The organism is Paenibacillus sp. Soil522 (genome assembly GCF_001428245.1).
Taxonomy (GTDB): domain Bacteria; phylum Bacillota; class Bacilli; order Paenibacillales; family Paenibacillaceae; genus Pristimantibacillus.
The window spans coordinates 1-9,114 of record NZ_LMRV01000094.1 but is presented as its reverse complement, the minus strand read 5'-3'; the positions used below and the strand labels follow the sequence as shown (position 1 = coordinate 9,114).

8 protein-coding genes and 1 pseudogene are annotated in these 9,114 nt (G+C 44.2%); 1 reads left to right on the top strand and 8 read right to left on the bottom strand.

Going from position 1 to position 9,114, the window contains the following annotated elements; genetic code table 11:
• Positions 1–586: 586 nt before the first annotated feature.
• Entirely contained in the window at positions 587–1,996 is a 1,410-nt protein-coding gene (locus ASG81_RS26770; RefSeq protein ID WP_056641864.1) for a family 43 glycosylhydrolase, read from the bottom strand.
• Positions 1,997–2,131: 135 nt separating this feature from the next.
• On the opposite strand from ASG81_RS26770, the gene ASG81_RS26765 reads away from it, so the two are divergent.
• Positions 2,132–3,208: a GntR family transcriptional regulator gene (locus ASG81_RS26765; protein WP_056641861.1), complete on the top strand. Its 1,077-nt coding sequence runs from the start codon at positions 2,132–2,134 to the stop codon at positions 3,206–3,208.
• Between the two features lie 263 nt (positions 3,209–3,471).
• On the opposite strand, the gene ASG81_RS33280 is transcribed toward ASG81_RS26765, so the two are convergent.
• The 7 genes and pseudogenes from ASG81_RS33280 to ASG81_RS26735 all read right to left on the bottom strand — a co-directional run bounded on the left by ASG81_RS33280 (position 3,472) and on the right by ASG81_RS26735 (position 8,961).
• On the bottom strand, positions 3,472–3,627 hold the full coding sequence (locus tag ASG81_RS33280) for a hypothetical protein (RefSeq protein WP_162255076.1): 156 nt from the start codon (positions 3,625–3,627) through the stop codon (positions 3,472–3,474).
• Between the two features lie 366 nt (positions 3,628–3,993).
• Positions 3,994–4,643 (bottom strand): annotated as a pseudogene (locus tag ASG81_RS26760) (recombinase family protein).
• Between the two features lie 343 nt (positions 4,644–4,986).
• The gene (locus tag ASG81_RS26755) at positions 4,987–5,967 is read right to left on the bottom strand and encodes a phosphotransferase (protein ID WP_056641867.1); all 981 of its coding nucleotides are present in this window, start codon (positions 5,965–5,967) and stop codon (positions 4,987–4,989) included.
• Between the two features lie 152 nt (positions 5,968–6,119).
• Positions 6,120–7,136, bottom strand: coding sequence for a phosphotransferase enzyme family protein (locus ASG81_RS26750; RefSeq protein ID WP_056641858.1), 1,017 nt, complete (start codon positions 7,134–7,136; stop codon positions 6,120–6,122).
• A 310-nt stretch (positions 7,137–7,446) separates the two neighbouring features.
• Positions 7,447–7,761: a hypothetical protein gene (locus ASG81_RS26745; RefSeq protein WP_056641849.1), complete on the bottom strand. Its 315-nt coding sequence runs from the start codon at positions 7,759–7,761 to the stop codon at positions 7,447–7,449.
• A gap of 77 nt (positions 7,762–7,838) precedes the next feature.
• Positions 7,839–8,471 (bottom strand): hypothetical protein, encoded by a 633-nt coding sequence (locus ASG81_RS26740; protein ID WP_155971980.1) that lies wholly within the window; start codon positions 8,469–8,471, stop codon positions 7,839–7,841.
• Positions 8,472–8,655: 184 nt separating this feature from the next.
• A complete protein-coding gene (locus ASG81_RS26735) occupies positions 8,656–8,961 on the bottom strand; it encodes a hypothetical protein (protein WP_056641844.1) in 306 nt (101 codons plus the stop codon).
• Positions 8,962–9,114 lie beyond the last annotated feature (153 nt).

Here is a 9,114-nt window from a genome sequence, read left to right as displayed (position 1 = left end):
TTTCTCCTTCGCGTTATATTGAACTCTAGACATGAAAATACTCCCCTCATAGCAGCAGGTTTTATTATTTCACCTGTCTACTATTTGGGGAGCATATCATATTGGCAGCCTTCAGTATTGAAGTATCGTACCCGATAGCTTAGCTCAGCGAGATACCGTGTTATTAATTGAAAATGTCATTAAAAGGTCATTTGTCATATTTCCGAATAGTCTTAAATCGCTTAAATAATCATATCCACTTGAATTACTTAATGGTTATATATCCTTACTACAACGGCATCATATTTAGGGATAACCAAGCAAGCGCATCCCGTAATACCTAGAATTTGATAAGAGCAACTTGGTAATTGTTCTCCTATTTGATTGAGAGGCGTATCACTTTGCAACCACCATATAAAACCATTTCGTGGATAGTTTGATGGAACACTTTAAAGGGTAAAGTTACTGGGTGGATTTGAATCGCCTAGATTTTGCGACTGGGAGGCGCATCAAAGAAAAAGAGCACCTTGCGGGTGCCCTTGGATTCAGTCTGCTTTTATTTCGCTAGATTTTAAAACCTGACCGGTCCCAGCCGCCCGGATAAATGTTACTGCTTATAAAGCTTCCACTGAAGGTTGTAACTTGTACTATTACCGTACTGCTTCACTATGGATCCATCACCTGACTGGTTGCCATTATCCAGGTACAGTCCTGTGGCACGGTTCATGAACTTGACGTAGCCGCCGCCAGCGTCAATGATTTCCCACTGCTGATTGTAGCTGGTGCCGCTGCTCCATTGTCCCGCGTCCGAGCCCGCGGTGGTGCGTCCCATTCCGTCGATGGCCTTGCCCGTCGTGCGGTTGATCAGCGTGTAGTAGCGATTGCTAAGATTGATGATGTCGAATTGCTGGTTATAACTGGTGCTACTTGCCCATTGGGCCAGGTTGGCGCCATCCGTGGTAGCACCGAGTCCATCGATGTACAGCGACGAGAAACCGCGGTTCTGGATCTTGTAATAGCCGCTGCTGGCATTGTAAGAAGGCCATTTCTCCGCGTCCCAATACATGTCGCGAATGCGGAGCGTCGGGTAGTTGTTATTGTTCGAATCGTACGCGTGGCGAACCATGATCCACTTGCTTCCATCCCAGAACGGTTCCTGTCCACCGGGACCTTTCCATCTGGAATCGCCGACCTCCATGATGGTACCGCCGCCGTTCAGCATGCTCGTTCCGTTCTTGTCGAAGTAAGTGCCCGTAATGCTGGTCGACCGGCCGTATGCGATCTTGTAGGTGCTATCGGAGCCCTTGCAGCATAAGTCGAAGGCTACGAACATGTAGTAGTATCCGTTCGTGTATACGATCTTGGCACCTTCGATCGGATTACCTGACACATTTGGTCTCGTCGCGATCGTTTGGATCGCTGCGCCCGATTCGGGCTTCATCGTCGCCGGATCCAGTTTGACCAGCTTGATGCCAGAGAAGAAGGAACCGAAGGACATCCACAGGTTGCCGGAAGCATCCTTCGTGATACCGGGATCGATCGCGTTGTAATCCTTCGTGGAATCGGAGTAGATGACGAGGCCGTCGTCTCTCCAGTCGCCTGTCGCTATGCTTGAACAAGACATCAGACCGATCAGGGACTTGTTCGTACCGAATTCGGAGTAAGCATAGTAGAGCCAGTATCTCCCTTCGTTGTAAAAAATATCGGGAGCCCATACTTCATTGACGTTTTCGGAGCGATTGACGTAATTGTGCCACCAAGACAGCGTGCCATTAAAAATGGGAACACCCTGGTTCCAGTTTTCTCCGTCGCTGGAGTATTTGACTTTCAAATAATCTCCCGTATAGAACTGCCACCATGTACTGCCTTCTTTAATTACGGTAGGATCGTGAGATTCAACATTTCCTGAAACCGTCCATTCTGCAGCCATTGCCGGCAAAATCATGGCAAATGTCATGAATAGTGCGAACAATATGGAAGCTACCGTGCGCATTTTCCTAACTTTTAATAATCTCATAAACTTCCCTCCTAGTAATTGACATTCCGTCGATTGAAAGCGCTTTACAATTTAAATATAGTCCATTTATAATATAATATATATATCCAATTGGTTATAAAATTTGATTTATTATATTTTATGGGGTGAGAGGCTATGGTCAAAACTGCTCTCTATAAACAAATTTATCTCAACCTGAAAGAAAGAATCGTCACCGGCGACCTTCGTCCTAACGATCGGGTTCCCTCCGAGCAAGAAATCATGGATGAATACAAGGTAAGCAAAATTACGGTCAAGAACGCACTGGCTGCTTTGGTCGATGAAGGTCTTGTCATCCGGATTCAGGGAAAAGGAACCTTCGTAACCCCGCAACCGTTCAACGGCGATCGGTCGAGGAGCAGATCCGCCTCGAAAAAAGAGGCGAACAACTTTATCGGCTTTATCGTTCCGACCATGAAAACCCGGGTCATTCAGCAACTGGTCGAGCATTTGGAATACTTTCTTCGCGAGGCGGGGTTTCATATGGTTCTCCGGTTGACGCGAGAATCATCCGAGGAAGAGTCCCGTGCCATCTGCGAGCTGATCGAATCGAAGGTAAGAGGTCTTGTCGTATTCCCTACCGAGGACGAAAAATATAACGAATCTCTGCTGCGGCTGTCCCTGGATAAATTCCCTTTCGTCTTCATCGACCGGTTCCTCCGGAACATCGAGACCTATACGATCACTTCCGACAATATCGGCGGCGCCTGCGAGACCGTGTCCTGCTTGCTCAATAAGGGGCATCGTCAAATCGCGCTTATTTCCCCGGAAAATGCAAATACGACGATCGAGGACCGAACCGCCGGATTTGAAAGAGCTTATATCGACATGGGCATCTCCATCGACAAGAGCCTCTGGTGCCATGTCCCGCTGGACATTTTACGCAGTGAAAACGCCCTGCCCTATTTAAAGGAATTTATCGCCGCCCATCCCCAGGTAACAGCCGCCTTTGCCTTAACGGCGGAAATGACCAATCTGACTTATAGAGCGATGCAAAGTGTAGGGAGCTCCTCTGCGGGGACGATCGAACTCTTCTCCTTCGACGACCCGGAAATACCAGGGGTCCCTTACGTCAAACAAGACGAATGGAAGCTGGCGCAAACAGCTGCCCAGCTCCTGATCCGGCAGATGGAAACCGACTATGCGCCACAGCAAACGGTGATCCCGGTCAAGCTCGTGATGCCGGCACCTTGACCTATTCGTACCAAAAATGAAGGCTTCGCGAGATCATCTTCGGCTTCAGCGACGACATGCAGGGAGTTATTGCGAATCACGGAGTGATTGTAGACAGGTTCCATTCGCATTATGACGGGAGGCTCGTCATAGCTTGCATGCGCATGTATTGGCAGGATTAGTGCCATTAACATACTGATTACCAGACTCCATAACCATGAGTTGCGTCTTTTCATTACTCTCACTTTTGGAAAATATCAAAGCCGATGAGACCGAGTTAATTATCAAAAACGAATCGCATACAATGAACCGCCGTCAATCCGGTACCATGCTCCGTTCCGGTAATGGAACTCCGCTGGACCGTTAGACACACGCACATGTGTATCCGTTTGAGAGGAATAAAGGAACGTTGTGGAGTATTTCAAATTCCCGTAGTACACCGTATAAACCACCGATCCGTCCGCGCCCAACTGGTTGATGGATAGGCTGCTTCTTGAGTACCACGACTGGCTTCCACGACTGTAACGGGGTTTCGAAAATCGGTTTGGTCTCGCCTTCCGGCGAGCGGACATGCAAGATCCAGTTATCTTTTTCTTTATTGTACTCATTATAGAAATCCGAATGGATACTTTAATTTGGAATTTTATTACACCATGCATAACTCTGCCAGTTAGCCATCCATGCCGTACACGCGACACCACAGATTATGGAAGTAATTGCGTTCTTCCATGGGAGCATTAACGCCGCATCCAGGATGGCCACGCAGTTGCAACTCCGCTGCCGGCCCACGTCTCTGTCTATCCGATTCAAGCGTTTTTGTTCTTGAGAACTTGATAAAGCTTTGCTTTAGATACTCCGGTCTGCTCGGTTATTTCTTTTATGGTATATTTCCGACTATCATACAGAAGCAACGCCATTTCAACTTTGCTCTTATCCAATGGCGGTCTTCCTCCTTTTCTACCTCGAGCCCGAGCGGCTTGTAAGCCGGCCCATACAGAAGCAACGCCATTTCAACTTTGCTCTTATCCAATGGCGGTCTTCCTCCTTTTCTACCTCGAGCCCGAGCGGCTTGTAAGCCGGCCTGGGTTCTTTCTCGAATTGTCTCTGCCTCCATTTCAGCTAAACCAGCCATAATAGCGAAAAAAAGCTTGCCCGCCGGTGTGCTAGTATCTACTCCCAGAGTGATGATCTGCAGACTGATTCCTCTTTCCTTAAGATCATGCGAAAGCTCGATTAACTGCTTTGTTGTCCGACCAAGTCGATCCAATTTCCAAATGACTAATGTATCCCCGGAACGCAAATACTCCAAGCAGCGAGCTAACTCCGGTCGATCACTTTTCTTCCCAGAGACCTTTTCCTCAAAAATACGCTCACATCCGGCTGCCTTCAAAGAATCAATTTGTAAATCCATGGACTGATCGGTAGTCGAAACACGTGCATACCCAACCTTAGTCATTTCCCAATCTCCTTTTGTCTATTAAACCTTAAATTTATAAATTTAATATACCTTGAATAATAGACGATTTAATAGACTGAAACAATGATCATTTTGGGGTATTTTAAGCTGATGTTTACAAAGTCTAAAAAACGATCGTTTTTTAGACAGCATTGTCTTCTAATACTTGTCTTATGTATTAAAAAAATCCGGTACTCAAAAGAGCCCGGATAGCACGCTTCTTATTTAACTCCCGTTAACTTAACGATGACATTTGGAAATAATTTAAAAAGTCAACTCGACGAATCGAATCGTCGAGTTGACGGAATATGTTTTATATCCACCAAAAGAGATATGAAAAAAATCAAAAAATTAATTTCCTGAAATATTCCATCTTACTGTCAATAAATCCATTATCGAAGTCCGCTCCCCCTATTAGCTCTGATTCACTAAAACATAAGCCAAAGAGCCACAGTTGTCTAAGTACAACGAATATAGAAACCACTTTAACATCATTTTCACTGAGTTCTCTTACGTCCCTGTACCCGTGTAGAAAAGCTTCCCAAAGGCTTTCAACTTCGTCCTTGTTATGACCACTGTGAATTTCTCTCGCCAATCTAAACTCTGCGATATCATAAGATCTCCACCCATAACCAGAAATATCGAAATCATAATGTGTCAATTTCCCGTTGTCCGTAAATGCTACATTTGTGTTACCATGCAAGTCCCCATGACAAACGCCCCAATCTAAGCCTTCTTCTATCTTCATCACTAACTGTTCCTTTAATCCTAAGATTAGTTCATAAATAAAATTGTAATCCTCTTGACGATGTTCCATATGTAATTTGATTATGTTAAGCGGTTTCTCGATTAGATGTTCCAGATTTAGATTACCTCTTATGTGTTCACTTCTAAAATTATCAGTAACTTTATGAATTTGAGCAACGGATTTTCCAAACAAATAACTATCTTCTACGGTATGAATAGGCTTTTCACTACCTTCTGCAAAACTAAACATAACCCCATACTTTACACCCTCAGTGACAAAAAACTCGTTTATGAGGGTGCCATCTTTTTTTGTAATCGGTATTGATACGCTTACATCATTCTCATTTAGATAATTTAACAAATCTAATTCAAAAGCAATCTCCGATTTATTTCTTCTATCTGCACGATAAACTCTAAAGATATATTTTAATGGCCCAGTTTCTAATATATATGTATCGTTCATGCCTCTAAGGAAGTATTTTAATTTAATAGGTTCATGAACTTCATAATTGTCTTTAATATGCGATAATAACTCTTGTTTAGACAAGAGTGAGTATACTACAGGAAATAAACTCAAATCTACACCATCCTTTTGACTTTTCGTTATCAATTACTATACCTACTTCCTAAAAATTCAATATAAGTGACCAACTGTCACCACGCTAATCTCCCATTACTTTAACAAACAAAAGCGAAAAAAATTAGTTAGGAGATAGCCTAAATGAACCGCTAGCTAAAGGAGACCTCATCAAGCGGCTGGAACATGAACGGCTCCCCATTCATATAGGCCCTCAATATCGCTTGTGCATAGGGTTGCTCTTCGATCAAGCCTTCAATCTCGAGCGCATTCTCCGCATGGAAGCTGTATGCCTCGATGATCGACATAATGAAGAAACACTCCAGTATCTGGATGGCATAGTCGTCCATTTTTCTGACCCTCTCATACCCTTCGATGAAAAGCTCTCTTTGAGAAGGACGTAACCCCATGATCGACTGGGCCATGTCGTAGAGGTGATAGCCGAAGCCACACCTGCCGAAATCGATGGCAAATGGTTCGTCGTCGTGAAAAACGACATTGCCATTGTGCAAGTCTGCATGGATCATCCCATAATTCTGTTCATTTGGTTCTAATGTGTCGAGATGACTTGCCACTTTAGCAGCGGCCATTGTGTACAACTCAATGGCTTCATCCGAAATGAAATGCCTGTGATGCCGCTGCAAATGCTCCCAGTCCCGCTGAAAGCTTTGGCTCCCCCAAGAAGGACGCGCAAATCCGTTGTTTGGACGAAAATCGACGCTTGCCTCGTGAAGGTTCGCCATCAATGCCCCTATTTTTCGGATGCTCTCATCTGTAAGCACCCTTTTATCCAAGCGCTCACCCTCGATCCATCTCAACAAGGTCGCATAATATCGTTGCCCGCCGCTTGTCGCAGTATCCGTGACGAAAGCTCCTTCCCGGTTCAGTACGACTTCGGGCACGATAAGACCCTTGCGCCTAAGAGCTGCCAACCATTCCAGTTCGGAGACGGTTTCCTCGCGCGATTTGCTCTCCGGATGAATACGGAGCAAGAACTTCTCTACCTCGCCACTCTCTATGCGGAAGGTGACATGCTCAGATACTTGGATGAAGTAGATGGAACTCCAGTCTATATCATATTCCTGCAAGGCGTTAAGCGCCGCTTGTTTCGTTTGCTTCAGCGTAAGACTCCGATTTATATCGGTATCGATTCGAAAGCCGTTGTTCATAGAAAATCCCCTTTGTTGACCGTACTCTTATCATTCTAACAAATAAGCAGGCTGCCAACGCGGTAAATTTTCTTTTAACCCATTTTATCCCTGTCGGCGGCTCCGGCGCGGCTTAACGTGATGACATTTTAAATATGATGACTTTTCACATATGCCCTAAAATTAGATTACAAAAAAGCTAATGTTAGACTGAACAGGGCCGGAGACTATCGGCATCCTATTGTTGTAGAGCTATTCCTGCCCGTTACTTCAATAGGCTGCCGATGAATACTGGCAGCCTGCTCGTCATGGTGCTATCGTACCCGTTAGCTTAATCATCACCCTTATTTCTATATACGTTCAAGACTTCATCAACCCATTTCCGAAACTGCTGATAAGCCTCTTCATTGGATTTGACATTACAAATGAAGACACCCATGAATTCGTCATATTGATGCTCTTTGCCACCAAATAAGGCTTTAAATTCCTTCTCATCTGCAAAATCATTAAAGAACAAATCCATAGTTCCGTCAGTTCTTTCCCAAGCTATCGCCTCGATAAAGGGATTCAGTTCGTCTTTCCAGTTATCAACGTGCAAGTGATTTCCGGTGTAGTTCTCTGTATCGAAGTAGTCGTGCTTTTCCATAATAGCCCCCATTCAGAATGAAACCGCCGACCGTTCCGGCAGATTCGTCCTCGTTGCTTAATCAGCTATCGTACCCGTTAGTTTAGCTGTTCGATTTCAACACTTACAACCGTTTTCCACGTTTCTGGATGATGACATTCCATTGCTGGTGTGAGATAGATTTCTTTTCGATCTCCTTTGATTCGATACCCTTGCTCGCCGGTATAACTCTCAATTTCCTGGTAAGTTAGTTTAGTATCACGATAATGCCCCACGTGAAGTTTCTGGGCACAGAGTATGGAATCGACTCCTATAAATTTAGTCTCAGGGATTACCTTTCCACGTAGATTCCTCTCGACTTTAGCTCGTGCTTCTTCGTACATAGTAAGAGTAATACAATTAGGGACTTGCATCTTGTAAGTAACGGAATTCTGATTACATTCATTTAATCCATGCCAGATTATTTCGTGCGGCATTAACTTAAACTGATAACCCAAAGTATTTTTAGTAATCTGCTTTAATTGATTTGCGATTTTGACGACAATCCATTGCTCATCTATTGGTTCTGGATGTCCAGCCCAATTCATATGGAAAGCCGTATTCATCTGCTGCGACACATACTGCAGCTTAGGAATTTGCTGAATATTTACGTCTCCCGGTTTTAGTGCGTAAACCTGAGGATAAATCTTACGATGATCATGAATGATTTTTTTTATTTGTGCGGTATCCAAAGTTTGCTTCCTCCCAAATGGAATTATTAACCACAGCAGCATTATAGCACTGACGACTTGTATGTACGTCATATTTTTTATCATCATTTCGCATTACTGCCCGTTAGCGTGGCAAACGGTAGCCGATCGTTCTGACCGGCTGCCGTCATGTCTTTATTGATCTATCGTACCCGTTAGCTCAGTACTAATCGCCATTAATTCGGATTTTTTGAACCTTTTTATCCGAAACAGCCTCCAACAACAACTCGACGGCTGTATGGTATTTTTCAGCCATCAAGGGCTTATAGTTATTCAAGTCACTAATCAAACCTTCAAGGCCTTCTCCATTAAACTCCTCATTGGTACGGTAATAATCGTGTAACTTCCTAAGAAATGAGTAACTAGCCCACCGTTTATCTGTAGAAAATATTTCGTTATGTAGTTCTTTATCAAGTTCATATATCGAAATGAGCTTGTTAGTATTGTCATATAACAAAACGTCTAGCCCCATAAAAACCTCCCTAATTGCCCTAAAATTACTGTATCACAATCCAGTGACGTTCTCACTATCCTGCCCGTTCGTATTATGAGGTCACCAGATCTTTCTGGTGGACCTCATCTTTGTGTGGTCGTAAGATAGCGGTAGCCGGGGATCGAACGTTTC

Bases quoted from the DNA above. Each gene is read 5' to 3' on its own strand.
- ASG81_RS26765 (WP_056641861.1), top strand. From the start codon at position 2,132: ATGGTCAAAACTGCTCTCTATAAACAAATTTATCTCAACCTGAAAGAA.
- ASG81_RS26745 (WP_056641849.1), bottom strand. From the start codon at position 7,761: ATGGAAAAGCACGACTACTTCGATACAGAGAACTACACCGGAAATCAC.
- ASG81_RS26750 (WP_056641858.1), bottom strand. From the start codon at position 7,136: ATGAACAACGGCTTTCGAATCGATACCGATATAAATCGGAGTCTTACG.
- ASG81_RS26770 (WP_056641864.1), bottom strand. From the start codon at position 1,996: ATGAGATTATTAAAAGTTAGGAAAATGCGCACGGTAGCTTCCATATTG.
- ASG81_RS26735 (WP_056641844.1), bottom strand. From the start codon at position 8,961: ATGGGGCTAGACGTTTTGTTATATGACAATACTAACAAGCTCATTTCG.